This is a genomic window from Nostoc sp. MG11 (assembly GCF_014904695.1).
In the GTDB taxonomy this organism is placed as follows: domain Bacteria; phylum Cyanobacteriota; class Cyanobacteriia; order Cyanobacteriales; family Nostocaceae; genus Komarekiella.
The window spans coordinates 153,152-175,236 of sequence record NZ_JACXXN010000008.1; the positions used below are offsets into that span (position 1 = coordinate 153,152).

Sequence of the window (22,085 nt, forward strand, 5' to 3'; positions counted from 1 at the left end):
TTTTACCTTTTTCTCTGGGAGCGATATTGTTGTCTGGATTGTAATTGTTGGGTTCTTAAAGATTTAATTTCACTATGAGATTGAGTACGATAATTATTGTGCTTGTTTGGATCTTCTTTTTGAATAGAAGTACTCAAATATTGACTTAAAGTATGTATAGTTGGGTAATTAAACATATCAACTATTGAAATTTCCAAAGCAAATTGTTCTTGCAATTGCTGATTAATTATTACTAGTAGTAACGAATGACCTCCCAGTTCAAAGAAATTATTGTAAATTCCCACTTTTTCTACTTTTAAGGCTTTTTGCCAAATGTCAGCAATGATTTTTTCTGCTTGCGTATTTGGCATGACATAATCTGATAGTTCTTGATGTAAATCTGGGTCAGGTAGAGCGCGACGGTTTACTTTGCCGTTGGGTGTCAGAGGTAGGGACTCCAATATCACAAAAGCAGATGGCACCATATACCCAGGCAGTTTATCGACAAGGAACTGTCGTAGTTCGCTAGTTGTAAGTGTCTGCTGTTGATGTGGCACTACATAAGCGACTAAACACTTACTACCTGAACTGTCTTCCTTGGCAATGACGCAAGATATTTGTACATCACCGTGTTGGCTCAGTACGGCTTCGATTTCGCCTAATTCGATACGGAAGCCTCGAATTTTTACCTGATTGTCAATGCGTCTTATATATTCAATGTTGCCATCACTTAAATAGCGTACTAAATCCCCAGTTTTGTAGAGGCGCGAATGTGGGTCAGTGCAAAATGGATTAGGGATGAAGTTCTCTTGTGTTAATTCTGGGCGATTGAGGTAGCCGCGTGCTAATCCTACTCCACCAAGGTACAATTCTCCTGGTATACCAATCGCTACAGGTTGTAAGTTTTGGTCTAATAAATAGATTTGTGTATTGGAAATTGCCCGACCAATGGGGATAGTTACGGCTTTTGTTGGTAATTTCTCTACTAAATACCAAGTAGAAAAAGTAGTATTTTCTGTTGGGCCATAGACATGGAGTAATTGCTGTGGAGCGCCTTTGTCTAGGGCTTCTTCCACCCATCTGGGGTCAACCGCTTCACCACCAAATAGTAAATATCGTAGAGAACTAAATGCTTGCGGTACAAAACTGGCTAACTGATTGAATAAAGCTGTAGTTAAAAATAAGATGCTAATCTCATAGGAGCACATATTTACAGCAAACTCTTTCGGGATGAGCAGTACAGATTGATGGAAAATAACTAGTTTTGCTCCGTGAAGCAATGCTCCCCAAATTTCAAAGGTTGCAGCATCAAAAGCAATATTTGCAGCTTGAGCAACGCGGTCATCGGGTGTTAATTGTATGTAGTTGGTGTTGAAAACCAATCGATTTACAGCTTGATGTGTGACGATTACTCCCTTGGGTGTGCCTGTAGAACCGGAGGTGTAAATCACATAAGCTAGGTTTTGGGAACTGACTGTACTGTTGAGATTATCGTGATTTACTTCCTTAATGCTTTGCCAGTCTATGTCTAAGCAGACGACACGGGTCTGATCTAGAGACGTTGTATGCAACGTCTCTACAAATTTCTCTTGAGTCAACAGCACTTTTAAGCGAGTATCTGCCAGCATAAATTGTAAGCGTTCTTGGGGATACTCTGGATCAAGTGGCAGGTATGCACCACCAGCTTTGAGAATGCCTAGTAGTCCCACAACCATTTCTAAAGAACGCTCGACGCAAATACCTATTAGCATATCTGCTCCCACTCCCAAAGACTTGAGGTAGTGCGCCAACTGATTAGCCTGACAGTTCAATTCATGGTAGGTGAGTTGTTGATCGCCATACACTACCGCCACAGCATCAGGGGTACGTTCAACTTGTTCCTCAAACAACTGATGAATACACTTATCTTCGGGATAATCCGTCTGAGTATTGTTCCATTCAACTAATAATTGATGCTGCTCAACTTGTGTTAGCATTGGCAAATGCGAAATTTTTCCCTCTGGGTTAGCAACAATACTTTCAAGCAATGTTTGAAAATGCCCAGCCATGCGCTCAATTGTGCTGGCATTAAATAAGTCAGTGTTATACTCCCATACACTTACCAGCCCGGTACTTGTGTTTTCTATTAATAAAGTCAAATCAAATTTGGTAGTTGTAGTTTCTGTAGGTAATGAAGTGACAGTTAACCCAGTCAAGTTTACTGGAGACGTGGAAGCATTCTGGAGGGCAAACGTTACTTGGAATAGGGGTGTATGACTGAGGTCTCTTTGCGGTTGCAATGCCTCAACCAGCATTTCAAAGGGGAAATCTTGATGAGTGTATGCATCCATTGCGATTTCACGAACACGACTCAGTAATTCGTTAAAGCTGGGGTTGCCTGTCAAGTTGGTACGCAAAACTAAAGTATTGGCAAAAAAGCCGATGAGTGATTCAAGTTCTTGGCGATCGCGGTTAGCGAAAGGCGAACCGATACAAATATCATCTTGACCACTGTAACGATGTAGTAAGACGACATAAGCTGTCAGCAGGGTCATAAACAAAGTTACACCTGACTTTTGACTGAGGGTTACTAGTTGAGAAGTTAAATCCTTTTCGAGTTGAAATCTTTGAGTAGCACCAGAAAAAGTCTGGACTGGTGGACGCGGATAATCTGTTGGTAACTCCAATAATGGCGGTGCGTCAGCTAACTGTTGTTTCCAATACTCAAGTTGCTTTTGTTGAACTTCTTTAGTTAAACATTGGCGTTGCCAGAGGGCAAAATCAGCGTATTGTATCGTTAACTCTGGTAAGGAACTTAGTTGTCCTTTAGTAAAAGCATCATAAAAAACTTCTAACTCTTTAAAGAATATTTCCATTGACCAGCCATCAGTAATGATGTGGTGCATAGTCAATACTAATAGGTAAGATTCTACTTCTTGGCGCAGTAGAGTAACTCGCAATAAAGGAGCGATACTTAAATCAAAAGGTTGCTGAATTTCTTTAGTAACTAGTTGTTGGATTTCACCTTTTTCTAATCCTTCTACATCTACTACGGATATATTGATAGTCAAAGTAGGGATAATCTTCTGTACCGCTAATCCATCTACTGTTAGGAAAATAGTCCGTAAAGCTTCGTGGCGACGGATAATTTCGTTGAGGCTATGCTCTAATGCTGCTATGTTTAGCGCCTCAGTAATCCGAAGTTGTACACTGCCATTATAAAAGGAGTTTTGTTTATCTAACTGATTGAGAAACCACAACCTTTGTTGACTAAAAGATAAAGGTAAATCGCTATCTCGGTCAACAGATAAAATAGGTTCAAAAGCTAATTTATTATCTGTTTTTGCTTCTTTAAGACAGTTAAATATTTCTTCTTTTCGCTTTATCAACTCCTGCTTGAAGGCTGATGTCATTACTCCCTTGGGAGCGCGATAGCGAAGTTGGTCGTTTTCAACCCAAACTTTTATATCTAAACTGTTCAGTAAAGATAAAAATTCAAATACGGTTGTTTTATTAATATCATTATTCATATTTATTTTGCTTTATTACTAGTCAAACCAATCATTGGCAAAGTTGTATTTAAGTAGGTAATTGCAATTATTTAGAACTCAGTAGCCTGACTAGAAGAGGGTTGAGCGCAGTCGAAACCCGGCAATTCCAAGTTAGGTTTAATTTGGCTTTTCTACTTACTACCTTTTTGATGTTGTAACAGAACTATTTATATTAGAATTCAACACATAGTTAGAAAAAAGATTCTTATAAAATAATGTTTGTTTAAATGCCATTTTGTAATGATACGAATAGTATTTAAATTCAATTTTTTGTCCTGTTTTTTTAATCACATAACCTTCTATCTTATAGTCTGGGTTCAGATTGTTCTCACAAAGCGAGCCACTACAAATGGCTTCTATCTTGTCTCCTTGAGAAACTTGAATTCCTGGCGAGAAGACTGGGAAATATACAGGTAGCCAGCAATATTCATGCTCTAGTACATCGATAACTTCTCCCTCTATTGTGTGTAGGTTGAGCCAAACGATAAAGCCATCCAATCTCGAATCTTTTAGAATGCTGAGATTGACTTTGTGACTATATTCTGGCTCGATAGTAGCTGCGAAATTCAGGTCTTCAAAAATCGAGCTAGTGGAGATAATACTAGACTTGGAAAAATGTCTCAGACATAACCTTAAATCAAAGGGGTATCCAACTTGTTCAAATATTTTACGGGTATAATAAGCTGGGATTTCTGTAAACTCTGGATTTTGCAAAAACTCATCAAGTAGGCAAACACCAGCAATTTTAGTAACGCTTCTTGCCGGAATCATCACTCCATCTTCTTTCAAAAATCTGCGGGCGTTATTCAAAATTAATGCCGCGCCTTCAACTCCTCCAATGGAGCCAACTATTTCTGACACACAAACGTCAGCCAATTCAGGTAAACTAACTTTGGTTGCATCCCCTAAAATTAAGGTTATCTTGTCCGATAAACCAAGTTTGTTAATGCAAGCTTTGGCTGAGTTGTAATATTTTTCGCTCATTTCAATTGCATAGACTTTCCGCGCATTGGCTTCTACACAAAATCTAGCTAAAATTGCATCTTTGCCTGTTCCTATATCGACAACTACTTTATCTTTGACTAACTGATTAATAGCCACTTTATAGCTGTGATTTCTGCGGCGATCATTAGTTAAAAGGTAGTACAAAAAATCATCATACACGAAGAATTCTGCTAATGATGGCCATAGTTCAATTTGACTAGGCTTTTCATACTCTTCCTGAGATATTGACTTGACATTTTTTTGAGAAACTACATCAGTTACTAAGCGTTTGTCGCCCATCACATCTTTTGCTTGTTTGAGAGACGTAAGTATTTCTGTTTTTCGTTCCACCAATTCCTGTTTGATATCTAATGTCATTACTCCTTTGGGAGCGCGATAGCGTAGCTGATTATCTTCAATCCAGATTGTGATGCCTAAATCTTTGAGTGAAGCAAAAAATTCAACTGTTGTCATTTTATAAACACCCTTCTTCGTATTCTTCTTCTGTATTAGTCATCCAAGTATCTTCGTCTTTTGTTGCAATTCGTAGTATCTCAATGTTATTAGCTAACTCAGCTACAGTAGGAGATATAAATAAACGGTGTAAAGACAAATCAATAGAGAAAGCAACGCGCAATCGAGAAATTACTTGCGCCCCCAAGAGGGAATTTCCTCCCAGTTCAAAGAAGTTATCGTGAATACCTACTGGCTCTACTTTGAGGATGTCAGCCCAAATTTTTACCAATATTTCTTCTTGTGGGGTGCGCGGGGCTACAAAATTTACCTCTAGTCCCTCACGCGACTCTGGGGCAGGTAAGGCGCGGCGGTCTATTTTACCGTTAGATGTTAAGGGTAAAGATTCTAGCATGACAAAAGCACTGGGAACCATGTAGCTTGGCAGTTGGTCGTTGAGGAAGCGACGTAGTTCTGCGACGGTGAGAGATTGCTCTGTCTTCGGCACTACGTAAGCAACTAAACGCTTGTCGTTGAGTTCATCCTCTCGTACCACCACCACGTTTTCCCAAACGGCTAAGTGTTGCGCTAGTAATCCCTCAATTTCTCCCAACTCTATGCGGAAGCCGCGAATTTTGACTTGATTGTCAATTCGTCCTAAATACTCCAACTCGCCATTGGGCAAATACCGTGCTAAGTCCCCTGTTTTATATAGTCGCGCTTGAGGGTTGTTGCTAAAAGGATGACAAATAAAACGTTCTGCTGTCAGTTCGGGACGATTCAGATAACCATGCGTTACCCCTGCACCACCGACATACATTTCACCTGGAACACCGATTGGTACTGGTTGTTTATATTCATCCAGCACATACACTTGTAAGTCAGGTATCGGAAGACCAATGACACTGGCGCTATGATTTAAATCGGCTTTGCTCAAGGGACGATAGGTGACGTGTACAGTGGTTTCGGTAATCCCGTACATATTCACTAATTGGGGCATCTGATCGCCATGTCGCTTAAACCAAGGCTGTAAACTCTTGATTTCTAAGGCTTCTCCACCGAAAATTACTAGGCGTAAGTTCAACTCATCAGCAGTTGTCATTGACTGTTCGGCTTGAATTAATTGGCGAAAGGCGGAGGGTGTTTGATTGAGAACTGTGACTTGTTCTTGAGCTAATAACTGGTAGAATGATTCGGGCGATCGCGTCACTAAGTAAGGAACTATTACCAGTCGTCCACCATACAGCAAAGCTCCCCAAATTTCCCACACGGAAAAGTCAAAGGCGTAGGAGTGGAACATTGTCCACACATCTTGGGCATTGAAGCGATACCATGCTGCTGTAGCTGCAAACAGACGCACTATATGAGCGTGGTTGACTAAAACGCCTTTAGGTTTACCTGTGGAACCTGAAGTATAGATGACATAAGCTAGGTTATTGGGTGTTGCGGTGTTTTCCGGGTTTGACTCACTATTTTGAGCTATTTTTTCCCAATTGGTATCTAAGCAGAAAACTCTGGCAGCATGCTCAGGTAGCTGGTTGACTAATTGCTGTTGGGTGAGCAGTACTTGAACTTGAGCATCTTCCAGCATAAAGCTCAGACGCTCAATCGGATACTCAGGGTCAAGGGGTAAATAAGCACCACCCGCTTTGAGAATGCCTAGTATACCGACAATCATTTCTAGCGATCGTTCTACACACAACCCAACCAATGTATCTGGTTTGACACCCAAGGACTGCAAGTAACGAGCTAACTGATTAGCACGACAATTTAACTGCTCATAGGTTAATTGTTGATTGTCATACACCACCGCTACAGCATCAGGAGTATGCTCAACCTGCGACTCAAACAACTGATGGATGCACTGATCGGCAGGATATTTCGCCTGAGTATCGTTCCATTCAACTAATAACTGTTGTTGCTCAGGTTGTGTCAGCAGTGGTAATTGCGAAATTCTTTCCTCTGGGTTAGCAACAATACCTTCTAGCAAGGTGACAAAATGCCCTGCCATTTGGGTAATTGTAGATCGATCAAATAGGTCAGAGTTGTACTCTAAACTTCCACTCAGTCCTTGTTCAGTTTCCGTCATCAACAAGGTTAAATCAAACTTAGCTGTCGGGTTTTCTATTTCTAAGGCAGTTACAGATAAACCAGGCAATTCCAATTTTCCCGGTGGCGTATTCAACAAAACGAACATTACCTGGAACAATGGAGAGTAGTTGAGATTTCTTTGTGGCTGTAAGGCTTCTACTACTTGCTCAAACGGCACATCTTGATGAGCGTAAGCATCGAGCGCGACTTGGCGTACTCTTTGCAATAACTCCCAAAAACTGGGATTCCTGGAAACGTCAGTACGCAACACCAAAATGTTGACAAAAAAGCCGATAAGTGAATCTATTTCACTACGGTTACGGTTGGCTATTGGAGAACCGACGAGAATGTCTTGTTGATTGCTGTAGCGCGATAGTAGGATGACGAAGCCACTCAGCAAAGTCATAAATAAGGTTGCGCCTGAATGTTCGTTAAGGCTTTTGAGTTTTTGCGTCAGACGCTTGTCTAAGCTAAAGCGCTCGATACCGCCACGGTTTGTCTGGATTGGTGGGCGCACTCTATCGGTGGGAAGTTCTAGCAGGGGAGGCGAATTTGCTAGCTGTTGCTTCCAGTAGTTCAGTTGAATTTCGATGACTTGAGCTTCTTGCAACCATTGTTTTTGCCAAATTGCAAAGTCTGCGTACTGAATGGACAATTCAGGCAATGGAGAAGGCTTACCAACAGAAAAAGCCGTGTACAAGGCTGTCAGTTCTTGCCAAAAAATACCTTCCGACCAACTATCAAAAACAATGTGGTGGACACTTAAGAGTAGTACATATTCATTTTCATCTAGTTGCACTAGGGAAGACCGCAACAGCGAGTCTTGCTCTAAATTAAAGGGTTGTTGAGCTTCGTTTTTGACTATTTGTAAAAGTTGAGTTTCTCTTTCGCTTTGAGGAAGTTCTTGAAGATAGACTACAGGTAAAGTTAATTTTAGGCTCGGAGTAATTACTTGAACTGGCTTATTTTCTGAAGCGAAAAATGTAGTTCGTAATGCTTCGTGGCGTTGGATTATCTCATTGAGACTATACTCTAATGCACAAATGTTGAGTAAACCCTGGAGGCGAAAAGCAAAGGAGACGTTGTAGGTGGAGCTATTTTGCTGCAATTGGTAGAGGAACCATAACCTTTCTTGGGAGAAGGACAAAGGTAGGTGTTGATGGCGAGATACAGGTATCAAGGCTGGAGCTTGATTCTGTAAATCGAGAATACTTGCGATCGCCTGCCAGATATTCTCTCCTGTTTTTACTGTCTTGTTTGGTTCTAATGGATTTATTTCAGCAGAATAGCTCATTTTAGTCTTTTTGCTTCAGGTTTTTCAGGATTTACTGGAGTCTTTTGTTTTGCTGAAAAAGCTTGGTTATAAAAATTATCAGCCTTGCTTTTCATTAATTAGTTTCACAATAGTTTCTACGCTTTGAAAATTTCCTGCATTAATATCACTAACTGTAAACTTAATCCCAAAATTATTCTGTAGTTTCAAGACAAGGGTCATGGCATTAACAGAATCTAAACCCATACTAAAAAGATTGCTAGATTCTGAGAAATCTTCGATATTAATATTTGGTAAAACGTTTAAGACAATATTTTTAGTTTCTTGCTTAATTAAATCAAGACTTTTCATGAATTTACTGGTTTTGATAAATTATCAATTAAAATTTTTCTTAATACTTTGCCTAATGGACTTTTGGGTATCTCGCTACGAAATTCGATAATTTTTGGTATTTTAAAATCAGCTAACCTGTCTTTACAGTAAGATAAAATATCTTTTTCATCACAAATATCTCGGTTTTGAGGTACAATAACCGCTTTAATGATTTCTCCTGCATACAAGCCTTTGATACCAACAACAACTGCTTCTTTAACTTGATGGTGAGTTATCAGGATATTTTCTATTTCTAGTGGATCAACTTTGTGACCTCCTGTATCAATAAAAATTTGCTTTCTACCAGTAATATAAATACGCCCGGCTTCATCTTTCTTACCTAAATCACCAGTGAAAAACGACCCATCTTTAAATACTTGTTGATTTAGTTGTGGCTGATTACAATATCCTTTAGTCAATGCTTGACTTTTGATGACTAACTCTCCAATGCTTCCAGTTGGGAGTTCCTTTCCTGCATCATCAATAATTTTAATCTCAATATTTTTTAAAGGAAGACCTACAGAATCGAAGGTATTTTTTATGTCTTCGTCTAGATTAATTGCAATAGAACCTGCTTCTGTAGAACCATAAAGTTGTCTCACTGTAATGCCAAATCTCTGAAGAAATTTATCAAAAATCTCTTTTGATAAAAAGTTACCGGCGGAAAAGCATAATTTCAGTGTAGAAATATCAGATTCAGTTTCATCTGATGCTTCTGCTAGAGTATTAAATATATAAGGAACACCAGGTAAAATAGTAATTTTCTCTTTTTCTATAAGTTCTAACACTCTCGAACGTCTAAAAACAAATGGCACTTCAATAGCTTTTCCTTGATGTAAAACTGGTTCTAAAATCACCAGAGTCGCACCGTTGTGTATGGCAGCTAATAGGCAATTTCCTAATCCATGTGCGTGATACAGTGGCACTACACATAAAATATGATCTACTGAAGATATATGAGTGGTTTCAGAAAAGTTTGTAACTTCGTGATATAGATTATTTTGAGTTCTACATACTCTTTTAGGTCTACCTGTAGAACCAGAGGAATATTGATAAAGCACATCCCCTATAAAGGTAGAGGAGCTTTCTGTAATTATTGAGTTATTTAATTCTTTAGTAGGTGAATAAATATCATCAAGGATAATTAATTCTATTTTATTGTTTATTTTTGAGATAATTTTACGACTGATATCCGCGCCAGCACTACTGGTAATAATTGCCCTAGCATTGCTATCGATAATGTAGTAGTTGATTTCTTCTTCTTTAAGAAGGGGATTTATTGGCAAAGCTATAGCGTTCAGTTTGGCAGTAGCGTAAAAGGCGATCGCAAATTCTGGACTATTAGGTAAAATCAAAGCTATGCAGTCACCTTGGACTATACCAATTTTGCTTAAATTGTTACTTAATTCTTTGATATTAGTGTATAGTTGCTGATAGCTAATTCTTGAATTATTATAGGCGATCACAGTTTTTTTAGGATATTTTCTTACGATTTCAACAAGTCTTTTTTTTAACATTTTTCCTCAACGATTAAAAATATACAGGCTTAAGCAAATCTGTTCTTATTTAGATATTTAACTATTCAATTTCTTTAATGTTCTTTAATGAAGTAGCTTTTCGGGAATTTTTCAGTAATCATTATTATCGGCTTTCTGTTAGAAAAAACTCGATAAGTCCGAGAAAGCATTTTGTCTTCTCTTGCTATATTAAAATAATCAGATAAGTCTTCAGCTGTTTCTATAGCTGAATCAATTATTTCTTTAAATATCTCAAGTTTATGCTCTAACCAGAGCCTACCCATTGGTTCCTGGGATTCGATTAGTCTGGACTTCAATCTGTTATCTAGTCTTTCAGGTACAATTATAGATTCAGCGTAAATAAAGTTTTTTAGACTAATCTGGCCTTGTAACAATATTTTTCTCTTAATTACTTGAGTGCCAATATCTAAATCTAAAGCTGAAATAGATTTTGTAATTATGACTAATTCTTCTGATAACTTGACTAACTGAACTTTTTCCAATAAATAAGCTTCTAATATTTCCGTCAACGTGCCATCAGTTGTTAGTAAAATTCTTTGGAAAAGACTTAATTTAAACAAATCAATATGCTTAGTTGTCAATGATATTTGCATCTTTTATCTGATATTGTGTATGCTTTTTACTGTTTTTTGTTGTGAGGAATTTATATCCTATATTTGATTAAGTATTTTTTCAAAAAATAATGGTTAGTAAAATATCTTCGCCTCATACTCAAGAAATATTTGCAAGAGATATTCAACAGTGTGTAACAGTTTTTGTCCCAAAGATTACTGTTAGTTAATACACTAATTGTAGATAAAAACTTTATGAAATACTCAGTCATTTTTAAGCAAAAAACTTAATTAATATAGTCTAAAGCATAAATTATCAATTAAATGAATACGAACTTTTATTTTGATTTTCCTACTTAATATTAGTTACTTATGAAGGAAGCATTTTTTATTGTTTTAATTTATTATATAGAATTCCAATCTGATTTTTTCGTTTGTTTTTAACCTTATTTGCGATCAGGAGTAATTTAGATGTGATCGCACTGGGAGTTTGATCAATATGGTTTAGATAACTACTTTTCACTTTCTTTGTGGTCTGGAGAAAGAGGAAAATAATGTATTCAAAATACTTTTTCTTACCTTTTAACCAAACTGCATTGCGAGTCTGATAGACAATTTTGAGTAAATTAGAATGTATTTATTAAAGTCAAAGATTAATCTCATTACATAAACTATCTATTATTTCGTAGTATTTTTTAAAAATTAAATCTGATTCTTATCATCTCAGCTTTATCAAGAAAATGCAATAGCAGATTAAGACAGTTAAGTAAACAATTAATCGGACAGTTAAGACAGTTAAGACAGTTAAGATAGCTAAGTCAAAAATTAATTGGACAGTTAAGACAGTTAAGACAGTTAAGGAGATAATTAAAATATTTAAAACAGTTAATCAAGCAGAATTGCCAACTGTAACTTATTTGCAGCTAGAGAAACATGTACAATTAGGATAACGATTTTTTCGGAGGAGATGGATGACGATTAAGCAAGGGTTTTAAACATTAATTATCCCAAAAATCATCCCAAAGCCTCTGAAAGTTGGTAGATACAAGTTTGGCTCTGACTTCTGACTTCGTTAAAAAACAACTTCACGCACTTTAACCAGACAATTCAAAGCATTGACTAAAGCAGGAGTGCTGTGACGAGTTGGCGATGGCTACGTCCGCCGCAGGCATCGCCGTAACTGGTTGAGTGGGGTGTACCAAGTTTTCTCATCAGGATCTACCAGTTAAACTTAACATTACCTTAATCCTTACTTGATCCTAGGTTGGTAGGTTCCTTTTGTTTAGTTGAGCAAGCTGGAGACGAGTCAAAACAAGCTACTAAATTTCTTTGCGCTACTCGTAACTGACGCTCCTGAATGCCAACAGTATCGACATCAAAAGTAGGGGTGAATATGGAACTTAAAAATTGCGGCCTGTTATCCAATCAGTGCAGACGGCGGAGTTTTTTGCTGGGTGCAGCGTTCTTAACCGGGTTAGCGGTGACTAGCCAAGGGCTTCCAGTATTGGCAAAAACGAGGTTTTCTGACTATCCATTCAGTCTTGGTGTTGCCTCTGGTGATCCTTTGCCAGATGGTGTTGTATTATGGACACGACTGGCTCCCGCTCCACTCTTCGGCGGTGGAATGCCACTCAGAAACGTTGTAGTGCAGTGGCAAATTGCACTTGATGAGAATATGAAGAAAGTCGTACAACGTGGGAAAACGCTGGCGACTCCAGAATTAGCCCACTCGGTACACGTTGATGTGCGTGGGCTAGAGCCTGACCGATGGTATTGGTATCAGTTTAAAGTAGGTAATGAAGTTAGCCCCATCGGGCGAACTCGTACAGCTAGCGGATTCCATAGTTACATCAAACAACTCAACTTTGCCTTTGTTTCTTGCCAAGATTGGCAAAACGGCTACTACACAGCCTATCGGCATTTGGTTGATGAGGAACTTGATTTAGTTGTTCATCTTGGAGACTACATTTACGAGTATGGGCCGCAATCGGGTGGCCCACGCCAACATAACAGCCCAGAAATAGTCACTCTTGCCGATTATCGTAACCGTCACGCCTTGTACAAGACTGACCCGAATCTACAAGCGGCTCACGCAGCCTTTCCCTGGATAGTCACTTGGGACGATCACGAAGTTGACAACAACTATGCAAACTTAATATCTGAAGATGACCAAAGCCAGCAAGCATTTGTGGCGCGGCGAGCCAATGCTTACCAAGCTTACTACGAACACATGCCACTGCGTCAATCTTCGCTGCCTCAAGGAGCAAACATGCAGCTGTATCGACGGTTTACTTATGGTGATTTAGCTGAGTTCAGTGTGCTAGACACCCGCCAGTATCGCACTGATCAACCTTGTGATGACGGACTCAAGCCCCGTTGTGACCAAGCCTCTGATGTAAATGCCACTATGACAGGCTCAGAGCAAGAGCAGTGGCTATTTAAAGGGTTAGATAAGTCGCGATCGCGTTGGAATGTGATTGCTCAACAGACTATGTTAGCTGAATACGATTTTAACGCCAGCCCAGACGCAGAAGTGTTCAACGTGGATCAGTGGGACGGTTACGTAGCTGCACGTAATCGCCTTCTGAGTTTCCTAAACCAACGACAACCATCAAACCCTGTGGTTATTACTGGAGATATCCACTCTAGTTGGGTACACGACCTCAAGATTGATTTTAGTAAACCGACTTCCGCGACAGTCGGCACAGAGTTCGTGGGAACCTCAATTTCCTCTGACTTTCCGTCCCAGTTCATCCCCCTAGTTGAAGTTGCTCTGAGAGACAATCCCCACACCAAGTTTTTCGATGGTGCATTCCGGGGTTATGTCCGCTGTCACCTCACCTCAGAACGCTGGCAAAGCGACTACCGTGTTGTATCCAGCATTACTGACTCGAATGCTTCTATCAGTACTTTAGCTTCGTTTGCAGTCCAAAACGGACAACCGGGCGCACATCGGATGTAACCAAATCTCTAAAGGAATGAAAAAACCACGCTCACAAGGGGTATAGAGTAAGGGCATAGGGCATGAGGAAGAAGTAGGAGAGCAGGGGAGAAGAGTTTTCCTTCAGCTTCTTGTCAATACCCACTGCCCATTACCTACTGATTGAGAATGATAAAATTTTTCAGCGTCCGGCTATTATTGCCATATATGCATTGTGTAATTTTGCAAATGATTAGGTTCAATTAAGATTACTATTGGTGGCATTGCAGGGATGGCATCGCAACATCAATATGAATTAGCATGTTTAAGTATGCAGTCAATAATTGCATAATTGCTTGCAGGTTTGATCACTGATTGTATTGCTGGAGTATTGATGTAAAAAATAGCAAACAAGCTCAATACAAATAAAGGTAGAAACCAGCATAAATCAGGCTAATCACAAGCACTCCTTCTAGATGAAAGAGCGATTAGAATATTTCGCATGTCGTAACCTCAAAGAGTATATGCAAATCAATACCTTGGATAATAAATTTGTCCAAATTGAGTTGAAATACATTGATGTTGGTTTTATGCCATTCAGATTGAAAATGGCTTTAACGGCTGCTCTCTAAAGACTATAACCCTCACAAAACAAAGCTGTCTATCTTTTGATATGGCGGACTGCTGATTACTAGTTATCAATGTAAGCATTAATTTAAAAAATATGCAAGACCTCACCTGTACCTCAAACACTGCCTACATTTTAAGAAAAATCTGGAGCTGAATTAATCACAAAGGTTGCTTTGATGGTTCTGCTTCCTCGACAACATCTTCCTATTTCATTAATTTTTCTTATTTCATTGTTTCATCGTTATATGCAGAAGTATTGGCACTCACCATTATGGATATGTGTAATGGAATTTGGGACTGCTGACTTTTCCCGCTAAGTCTTGAAATATCAAAAAAACCATAATTTTAAAATGGTTTATTCTCAATTATTTTTATTTAATGACAATAAATCTACGGGATAGCAGTACTTTGAGGCTATGTTTAAGAAAGTGATCCCAGCCTTGAAAAAAATAACGGAAAAAGTCATGTATGATGATTAAGTTGATTTTGACTCTCCTAAATGAAAAATAGCTCAACTGACAATTAAGACTCAAATAGATGAGAAGCAAGTATTCAGAAGGGCAAAAAACTCACTGGCAAAGAACTTTCAAGCGTCTAACCAGACAAGTCTGATTTTCATGGGGACTCTAATTACCAGATTTCACCTCGAAATGGTTTGAATCTTTCTTCCCCTCCAGCACACAGGTAAGTTAATTCTGTGCGATGCCTGAGTAGCAAGAAATAGTTAACCAAGCATAATTTAGAGGAATTCTTGAATGCCTACTATCATCGTCCAAAACGCCAACGATAAGGGTGCAGGTTCGTTGAGAAATGCACTCGCCCAAGCTAAAGATGGGGATGTGATTGCATTTGCATCTGGGCTGGCGAATAAAACGATTAAGCTCACCAGTGGTGAATTGTCAGTTAAAAGTGATGTCACAATTAATGGTGCTGCGGCTAAGAACTTAACCATCAGTGGCAATGACAAAAGCCGAATTTTCTTCACCGCATACGGAACTGATGTCACTCTGAAAAATTTGACCATTACCGATGGATACGACAGAGGAAGAGGCGGTGCAGTTAGAGTTAGTTCCAACAGTGAACTAACGGTGGAAAATGTTCAGTTCAAAAATAATGTTGGTGGTCAAGGTGGGGCAATTCACGTTGGTTTTCGTAGTGATGCCACAGTGATTAACAGCACCTTCGACAACAACGATGGTACTATTACCAAAAATGGTTTTAGTGCAGGTGCGATCGCTAACGACAATAATGGCTCACTAACTGTCAAAGGTAGTCGATTTACTAATAACAGTGGTCAAACGGGTGGTGCGATTTACACCCAACTAGGCCCCCTGACTGTAGAAAATTCAGTTTTCCTCAACAACCGCTCAAAAGATGGAGCCGCGGGGATTTTCGCAGATGGCGCAAGTATTGGCGGCCCAAGGGCGAGCGCATCATCTCCGGGTGGCACAATTAAGGTTAGTGGCAGCCATTTTGAGGGAAATGAGGGTTTTGGTGCAGGCGGAGCACTTTTTCTGTATGGTTACGGCAAAGATAAGACAATTGTTGAAAACACCAAGATTATCAACAATAAGTCCAAGTCTAACTACAAAGGCATTGCCCAGGGAGGGGGGGCACGACTTAATGGTAATGTGACAGTTCGCAATGTTACCTTTGCAAACAACACTTCCGAAGGCCAAGGCGGTGGGTTGTGGTTAGATGGAGATACAACCTCAAAAAATGCGGTTATCAACCTCGAAAACGTTACCTTTTCTGGAAACAGAGCAACTACCGATAAAGGACTGGGTGGTGCAATAGCCATTAATCCCAGTGCAGATGCCAAACTCAACGTCAAAAACTCGACTTTTTTCAAAAACTACGCCCAAAAGAACGGCGGAGCGTTTTGGGTTGTTGGTGGGCAACCTGTAACACTCACCAATTCAATTGTTGCCAACAATACAGCAAATAATCTTAGTGGAACAGGTCAGCAGACCGCGTTCCGGTTACGTGATGGTGGTGGGAATATTGAGTTTCCAGCACCACCAAATAGCAGAAACTCCAGAGTAACTGCTAATTCCCGAATTGCCGACCCCAAACTGGGTTCTCTGCAAAACGTCAACGGTGATCTAGTTCATCCGCTGCTGGCTGGTAGTTCTGCCATTGGTGCGGCTGTTGCAGGCGCAACAGGAACCGACCAACGCGGTTTTAAACGTGATGGCGACGCTGACAGTGGGGCGTATGAATTTAGCGGTGCGAATAAAGCTACATCTGCACTGGCTGGTACTTCCGCTGAAAGTACATCTGCACTGACTGGTACTTCCGCTAATGATACCTTAACTGGCACTTCCAGTGGCGATCGCTTCCTCAGCTCGCAAGGTGCCGATAAACTCACGGGTGGTGGCGGCAATGACCAATTTGTCTACACTGATATTAATCATCGCGGTGATACAATCACTGACTTCCGAATCGGCGCAGACAAAATTGTTCTGACTGAGTTACTCGACGACCTATTGAATAAAAATTACACTGGCAACGCAATAAGCGATGGTTATGTGAAAGTTGTGCAAGGTAGTAGTAACAAAAATTTCACAGTGCAAATAGATCCTGATGGCCGCAATGGTGATAGCAGTTTCAGATCTTTCCTCACGGTGAACACAGCAAATACAGGCAGCTTAAATAGTGACAGCTTCGTGTTTTAGGGCTTGACCCCCTTTAACTAGTGATCAGTTTTTCGTCGGGAATTATAGCCTCCCGCGAACAAACTGATTTAACAGATTGTGGCGATTTCTCCTCGAACTACTGCGTTGAGTATGGGGAGGAATCGTTTTTCCCATGCATTGATCTGCAAAAATTAATGCATCCTTTGTTTAACTTTGCTTTATCTAAAAACCTCGCTCTAATGCCTTTTTCTACTTTGGAGGGCAGTTCCTACTTTAAAATATGGTATCGTTAGGCGATCGCTTTACATCTTGGTATTCGTTGTCATTACTATTAAGTGAGTGAAATAACGAGGAAAGGCAACTGAGCTTCGCACTATCGACCAACTTTGGGTAAGATACACCAAGGGGCGCTCTAGATTTAATGTGCAAAAACGTATCTAGGATGTTGTCAGTCCTCAACAAGTAATTTTGGCTCATCTGCATATATTCAGTTTTGCTTTGAGGAACTAAATTATGACTCAGGCTTTACATAAAATAGTTACATTTGAAGAATTTATTGCTTGGTATCCAGATATACAACGCCGATATGAACTACATGACGGAGTAATTGTTGAAATACCCCCACCTACAGGCGACCATGAAGAGGTAATTGGATTTTTAGCGACAAAGTTGACTTTAGAGTATAGTCGTTTAGATTTTCCTTATTTCATACCAAAAACAGCATTTGTCAAACCATTGGAGGGCGAGTCAGCTTACTCACCAGATGTGCTGTTGTTGAATCGTCACAATTTAGTAAATGAACCTCTGTGGAAAAAAGCATCTACAGTTAGCCAAGCAGCATCGATTGCCTTGGTTGTTGAGGTGGTAAGTACCAACTGGAGAGATGACTATTTAAAAAAAGCCGCTGACTATGAGGCAGTAGGCATTCCAGAATACTGGATTATAGATTATGCAGCTTTAGGTGGTAGACGATTCATTGGCAACCCCAAACAACCGACTATATCGATTTACAGTTTGGTAGAAGGTGAATATCAAGTCAGCCAGTTCCGAGGCGACGATTACATTAAATCACCCATTTTTGCAGAATTGAACTTAACCGCAGAACAGATTTTTCAAGCTGGTATCTCAACTTAGGACGATTGATTCTATAGTTGGTAGAAATAGCAAAGCTTTAATAGTGAAAGTTTACAGGATATTTCAGCAGCGATCGCCTCATGTTGCTAGATTATCATTGGAAATCAAAATTAAGGGCAGCTAGCTGCAATCGACAATGGTATCTACTTCTACTTCTTTCTCGGATATTCAAAACCATTGGACACGCCGATTCATTGAAGCCTTAGCAGGGCGTCGCATTGTTAATGGGTATCCTGATGGGACTTTTCGTCCGAATAACTCACTCACCCGCGCTGAGTTTGCTGCCATCATCACCAAAGCATTTACACAAGTTGCAAAACAGCGACAGTACATCCCCTTTGTCGATGTACCTACCAATCATTGGGCCGCAGCTGCAATTCAAACAGCTTACGAAAAAGGATTTATTAGTGGATTCCCTGATAAAAGCTTTCGTCCGAATAACCGAATTACAAGGGTAGAAGTTCTAGTTTCTCTAGTATCAGGATTAGAAATTGCCGCAAAGATAAAACCTGACCCCTTGTCAGCACTACCACAAATTTATCAAGATGCCGCTCAGATTCCAGAGTATGGCAGAAATCAGATAGCTATTGCAACTAGTGCTGGGCTAGTACCTAATTTCCCAAATATTAAATTACTTAATCCTAATCTTGCAGCCACTCGTAGCGATGTGGCAGTGATTATTTATCAAGCTTTAGTTTATCTGGGTCAGGCAGAAAAGATTGTCTCTGTTTACCTTGTAGTACCGCCAACATCTACAACACCGATACCAACACCTCCTGGTAGCCTGAAGCTAAATCACAGCCGGGAGTTTCGTGGGGCGTGGGTAGCAGCTGTGTGGAATGGTGATTGGCCTTCTAAAGCGGGACTAACTGCTGTTCAACAACAAGCTGAACTTACCGAGATTATCAATAAATTACAAGCACTAAACTTCAATGCCCTGATCTTCCAGGTACGACCGGAGGGAGATGCCTTATATGCTTCTCAATTAGAACCTTGGAGTGCTTGGATAACGGGGACTCAAGGTAAAGCACCAGAACCATTTTACGATCCATTGGAGTTTGCGATCGCCGAATGTCACAAGCGCAATATTGAACTTCATGCTTGGTTTAACCCCTACCGTGCCAAAACTAGCATTAAAGGCTCGCCCAATGTCCGCCCTCACCTAGCTGTAACTAATCCAGAAGTTGTCTACCAATGGGGTAATCAGTTGTGGATGGAACCAGGAGCAAAAATCGTTCAAGACAGAGCATACAACGTAATTCTAGACGTAGTGAAGCGCTACGATATTGATGGCATTCACTTAGATGACTATTTTTATCCATATCCCATCGAGGGACAATCTTTCCCCGATGATAAAACCTACGCTGCATATAAGGCAGCAGGTGGTACACTCAACATCGGCGACTGGCGACGAGACAATGTTAACAAAATGGTACAGCGTCTCTGGCAAGGAATTAAAGCAACCAAACCCCACGTTAAATTTGGTATTAGTCCCTTTGGTATTTATCGCCCTGGACAACCACCTGGAATTACTGGTTTAGATGCTTACAATGTGCTGTATGCCGACGCCAAAAAATGGCTAGAACAAGGCTGGATTGATTACATCGCCCCTCAACTTTACTGGCGTACTGACCAAACACAACAAAGTTACTCTGCGTTGCTTAAGTGGTGGACACAGGTAAATACAAAGCAAAGGCACGTTTATGCTGGTAACAACCTGACAGAACCAAGCAACAAGAGTCGGGAGAGTGATGAGATTGAAAAGCAAGTGAAAATCAGTCGTAGCCAGGCTGGACAGTTCTCACTGGGAAATATCTTCTTTAATCTCGGTGTTTTGACAGAAAATAGTCAGGGCATTGCTGATAAATTCCAAAGTTTGCTTTATAACAAACCTGCGCTACCTCCAACTTTGTCTTGGCAGAACACAACACCACCCCCCCCTCCCACAGAACTGCAAGTCAACAACCGCAAACTCAGTTGGCAATCTGGTGATACTCAGCCAGTTCGTTCTTGGACACTCTATCGGCAAAGTGGAGATACTTGGATACTTCAACGGATTTTATCTGCTGGCACAACCTTTGCCACTGTCCAACCGGGAACTTATGCTGTGTGTGCGGTGGATAGGTTGGCGAATGAAAGTGTGGGTGTGGTGATTTCAGTGAGTTGAGAGAATATATTTTGTACGTACTGCTATTTACTGGGTGATTTATAATCTTGACTGCAAAAACCCGAATAGTCAGCAAGGTTTTGAGTATTTATCACCTAAACAGTTAGTGGTTGATATCTTAGAGAAAGATAGACAAGTAGCTGAAATTATGGCAGAGATTAAAGCCTTTTTAGGAAGTTAAATCAGGAGAAAGTTAGATGAATATCGAGCAAGCAGTGTTAGCAAGATTACGCCATTTACCTATTGATAAACAGCAGCAACTATTAGATTTTGCAGAATTTTTGTATCAGAAAACGACTCCTAAGAATTCTTTGCGGACTGTTAGAGGATTATGTGCTGATTTAAAAGTAGATATTACTGAAGAAGATATTGCTCAAGCACGTCAAGAAATGTGGGGGAATTTTCCTAGGGATGTCGTTTGATGACATCAGTGATAGCAGATACACACACTTTAATTTGGTATGTTTTTGACTTGCAGAGATTGTCAGAAGCCGCATTAACAGCATTGGAACAAGCAATTAATACAAGTAATCCTATTTATGTATCAGCTATCACAGTCATAGAAATTGCTTATTTAGTTGAGAAGGGACGCTTTGCTAAAGAGGTATTAACACGAATTTTAAACGCTTTGGATGACCCCAATGTAGGCATTGTACTTGCACCTCTGGATCGGAATGTTTCAGGAGCGATTCGGCGAATTGACCGGGTAACTGTTCCTGATATGCCTGATCGGATTATTGCGGCTACAGCTTTTTGTTTGGGTATTCCTTTAGTTACTCGTGATTTGCGAATTCAAGCTTTAACGACTATAAAAACTATTTGGTGAAAAAAATTGCCAAACATAATTGCTTGATGGTTATGATTTGCCTGAAGGCTCAGCAGCATGAATAGCTTCTGGTTCCAGCATTGGTTTTACTGGCATAGCCTTCGTAAATGATCAAATTTCTAGTTTTGAGATGCGCTAGATTGGTTAGCGAACGCTTTAAACTCGATAGCATCGTGACTACAGAAGAGGCGCACGTCCTGACTGCGATCAAGCGATAACGCGCGTAGCCGATTTTGATTGAGCAACCGAGCCTTGCGGTCTACTTCCATCATCCATTGATAAGCACGTAAACCAGGTGTACGGTGGGGTTTGGCAGATCCCATCTCGTCTCGGTAAAAGTAAGCATCGCCTGCATGTAAAAGCCAGCCTGCTGGCGTCTCAATGGCAATACCTGCATGCCCCCGCGTGTGACCGGCAAGTGGGATGAGGAGAATCTCTGGCGGTAGTCCTTCGAGGTCACGTACTGCCTCAAAGCCGAACCAAGGTTCACCTCCTGGCGAATAGTGCTTCCAGTGCTTAACCTCGTCCCACTGTTCTGGACGATAGCGCCCTCTGGCGATGAAGCCGTGTCGGTCTTGTGCAGTTTCAATCTCAGTCTGCATTACATGCACAGTTGCTTCAGGAAAATCCTCTAAACCACCAGCATGATCAAAATCGAGATGAGTAAGCACAATATGACGCACGTCTTGCGCGGAAAATCCGAGCAGCTGAATTTGAGCGAGTGCCGTGTATTTCTGATCAAACTGGATGCGATTGAAATGAATGAAGAACGGGCTGAGCCGGGAGTAAGGCGAGTTGATATCGCGCAGTCCAAAACCAGTATCTATCAGAACAAGTCCCTGGTTTGTCTCAACGAGCAGACAGTGGCAGACAAGGTGAGCCGTTGGGCCGCGACTGAAGCCATCGAAGAGTGCCCCGCCAATCGGGCACATGCAACCACAATTGAGATGATGAATTTGCATAAATCCTCCGTTACGACTCTGAACCAAATAATTCCC

Annotated in this window: 13 protein-coding genes; 6 read left to right on the top strand and 7 right to left on the bottom strand. The window is 40.4% G+C overall.

Annotation, left to right across the window (positions count from 1 at the left end; all coding sequences use genetic code 11):
* Positions 1-2: 2 nt before the first annotated feature.
* The 6 genes from HCR01_RS14570 to HCR01_RS14595 form a co-directional block, all read right to left on the bottom strand.
* Positions 3-3,488, bottom strand: coding sequence for a non-ribosomal peptide synthetase (locus HCR01_RS14570; RefSeq protein WP_193196876.1), 3,486 nt, complete (start codon positions 3,486-3,488; stop codon positions 3-5).
* Positions 3,489-3,647: 159 nt separating this feature from the next.
* Positions 3,648-4,967 (bottom strand): SAM-dependent methyltransferase, encoded by a 1,320-nt coding sequence (locus tag HCR01_RS14575; protein ID WP_193196877.1) that lies wholly within the window; start codon positions 4,965-4,967, stop codon positions 3,648-3,650.
* 1 nt (position 4,968) lies between these two features.
* On the bottom strand, positions 4,969-8,331 hold the full coding sequence (locus HCR01_RS14580) for a non-ribosomal peptide synthetase (protein WP_193196878.1): 3,363 nt from the start codon (positions 8,329-8,331) through the stop codon (positions 4,969-4,971).
* A gap of 78 nt (positions 8,332-8,409) precedes the next feature.
* Positions 8,410-8,661 carry an acyl carrier protein gene (locus HCR01_RS14585; protein ID WP_193196879.1) on the bottom strand — a complete coding sequence of 84 codons (252 nt, stop codon included), beginning with the start codon at positions 8,659-8,661 and terminating at the stop codon, positions 8,410-8,412.
* Positions 8,658-10,199: a class I adenylate-forming enzyme family protein gene (locus HCR01_RS14590; protein WP_193196880.1), complete on the bottom strand. Its 1,542-nt coding sequence runs from the start codon at positions 10,197-10,199 to the stop codon at positions 8,658-8,660. Before HCR01_RS14590 ends, HCR01_RS14585 begins: the two co-directional genes overlap by 4 nt.
* Before the next feature lie 74 nt (positions 10,200-10,273).
* A complete protein-coding gene (locus HCR01_RS14595) occupies positions 10,274-10,813 on the bottom strand; it encodes a chorismate--pyruvate lyase family protein (protein ID WP_193196881.1) in 540 nt (179 codons plus the stop codon).
* A gap of 1,351 nt (positions 10,814-12,164) precedes the next feature.
* Here HCR01_RS14595 and HCR01_RS14600 point away from each other — a divergent pair.
* From HCR01_RS14600 to HCR01_RS14625, 6 genes are all read left to right on the top strand, one after another.
* The gene (locus HCR01_RS14600) at positions 12,165-13,733 is read left to right on the top strand and encodes an alkaline phosphatase D family protein (RefSeq protein ID WP_193196882.1); all 1,569 of its coding nucleotides are present in this window, start codon (positions 12,165-12,167) and stop codon (positions 13,731-13,733) included.
* Between the two features lie 1,343 nt (positions 13,734-15,076).
* Positions 15,077-16,999, top strand: coding sequence for a choice-of-anchor Q domain-containing protein (locus HCR01_RS14605; protein ID WP_193196883.1), 1,923 nt, complete (start codon positions 15,077-15,079; stop codon positions 16,997-16,999).
* Between the two features lie 474 nt (positions 17,000-17,473).
* On the top strand, positions 17,474-18,094 hold the full coding sequence (locus HCR01_RS14610; protein WP_193196884.1) for a Uma2 family endonuclease: 621 nt from the start codon (positions 17,474-17,476) through the stop codon (positions 18,092-18,094).
* A gap of 136 nt (positions 18,095-18,230) precedes the next feature.
* Complete coding sequence (locus tag HCR01_RS14615; RefSeq protein WP_193196885.1) at positions 18,231-20,261, top strand: glycoside hydrolase family 10 protein; 2,031 nt, start codon at positions 18,231-18,233, stop codon at positions 20,259-20,261.
* A gap of 197 nt (positions 20,262-20,458) precedes the next feature.
* Positions 20,459-20,683: a DUF2281 domain-containing protein gene (locus HCR01_RS14620; protein ID WP_193196886.1), complete on the top strand. Its 225-nt coding sequence runs from the start codon at positions 20,459-20,461 to the stop codon at positions 20,681-20,683.
* On the top strand, positions 20,683-21,087 hold the full coding sequence (locus HCR01_RS14625) for a type II toxin-antitoxin system VapC family toxin (protein WP_193196887.1): 405 nt from the start codon (positions 20,683-20,685) through the stop codon (positions 21,085-21,087). The genes HCR01_RS14620 and HCR01_RS14625 overlap by 1 nt, the downstream gene beginning before the upstream one ends.
* A gap of 119 nt (positions 21,088-21,206) precedes the next feature.
* Here HCR01_RS14625 and HCR01_RS14630 read toward each other — a convergent pair whose 3' ends face one another.
* A complete protein-coding gene (locus tag HCR01_RS14630; RefSeq protein WP_193196888.1) occupies positions 21,207-22,049 on the bottom strand; it encodes an MBL fold metallo-hydrolase in 843 nt (280 codons plus the stop codon).
* Between the last annotated feature and the right edge of the window lie 36 nt (positions 22,050-22,085).

Excerpts from the sequence above, each read along its gene's own strand:
- HCR01_RS14580 (WP_193196878.1), bottom strand. The coding sequence starts at position 8,331 with ATGAGCTATTCTGCTGAAATAAATCCATTAGAACCAAACAAGACAGTA.
- HCR01_RS14595 (WP_193196881.1), bottom strand. The coding sequence starts at position 10,813 with ATGCAAATATCATTGACAACTAAGCATATTGATTTGTTTAAATTAAGT.
- HCR01_RS14605 (WP_193196883.1), top strand. The coding sequence starts at position 15,077 with ATGCCTACTATCATCGTCCAAAACGCCAACGATAAGGGTGCAGGTTCG.
- HCR01_RS14630 (WP_193196888.1), bottom strand. The coding sequence starts at position 22,049 with ATGCAAATTCATCATCTCAATTGTGGTTGCATGTGCCCGATTGGCGGG.
- HCR01_RS14610 (WP_193196884.1), top strand. The coding sequence starts at position 17,474 with ATGACTCAGGCTTTACATAAAATAGTTACATTTGAAGAATTTATTGCT.
- HCR01_RS14600 (WP_193196882.1), top strand. The coding sequence starts at position 12,165 with ATGGAACTTAAAAATTGCGGCCTGTTATCCAATCAGTGCAGACGGCGG.
- HCR01_RS14615 (WP_193196885.1), top strand. The coding sequence starts at position 18,231 with ATGGTATCTACTTCTACTTCTTTCTCGGATATTCAAAACCATTGGACA.
- HCR01_RS14620 (WP_193196886.1), top strand. The coding sequence starts at position 20,459 with ATGAATATCGAGCAAGCAGTGTTAGCAAGATTACGCCATTTACCTATT.
- HCR01_RS14570 (WP_193196876.1), bottom strand. The coding sequence starts at position 3,488 with ATGAATAATGATATTAATAAAACAACCGTATTTGAATTTTTATCTTTA.
- HCR01_RS14590 (WP_193196880.1), bottom strand. The coding sequence starts at position 10,199 with ATGTTAAAAAAAAGACTTGTTGAAATCGTAAGAAAATATCCTAAAAAA.
- HCR01_RS14575 (WP_193196877.1), bottom strand. The coding sequence starts at position 4,967 with ATGACAACAGTTGAATTTTTTGCTTCACTCAAAGATTTAGGCATCACA.
- HCR01_RS14625 (WP_193196887.1), top strand. The coding sequence starts at position 20,683 with ATGACATCAGTGATAGCAGATACACACACTTTAATTTGGTATGTTTTT.
- HCR01_RS14585 (WP_193196879.1), bottom strand. The coding sequence starts at position 8,661 with ATGAAAAGTCTTGATTTAATTAAGCAAGAAACTAAAAATATTGTCTTA.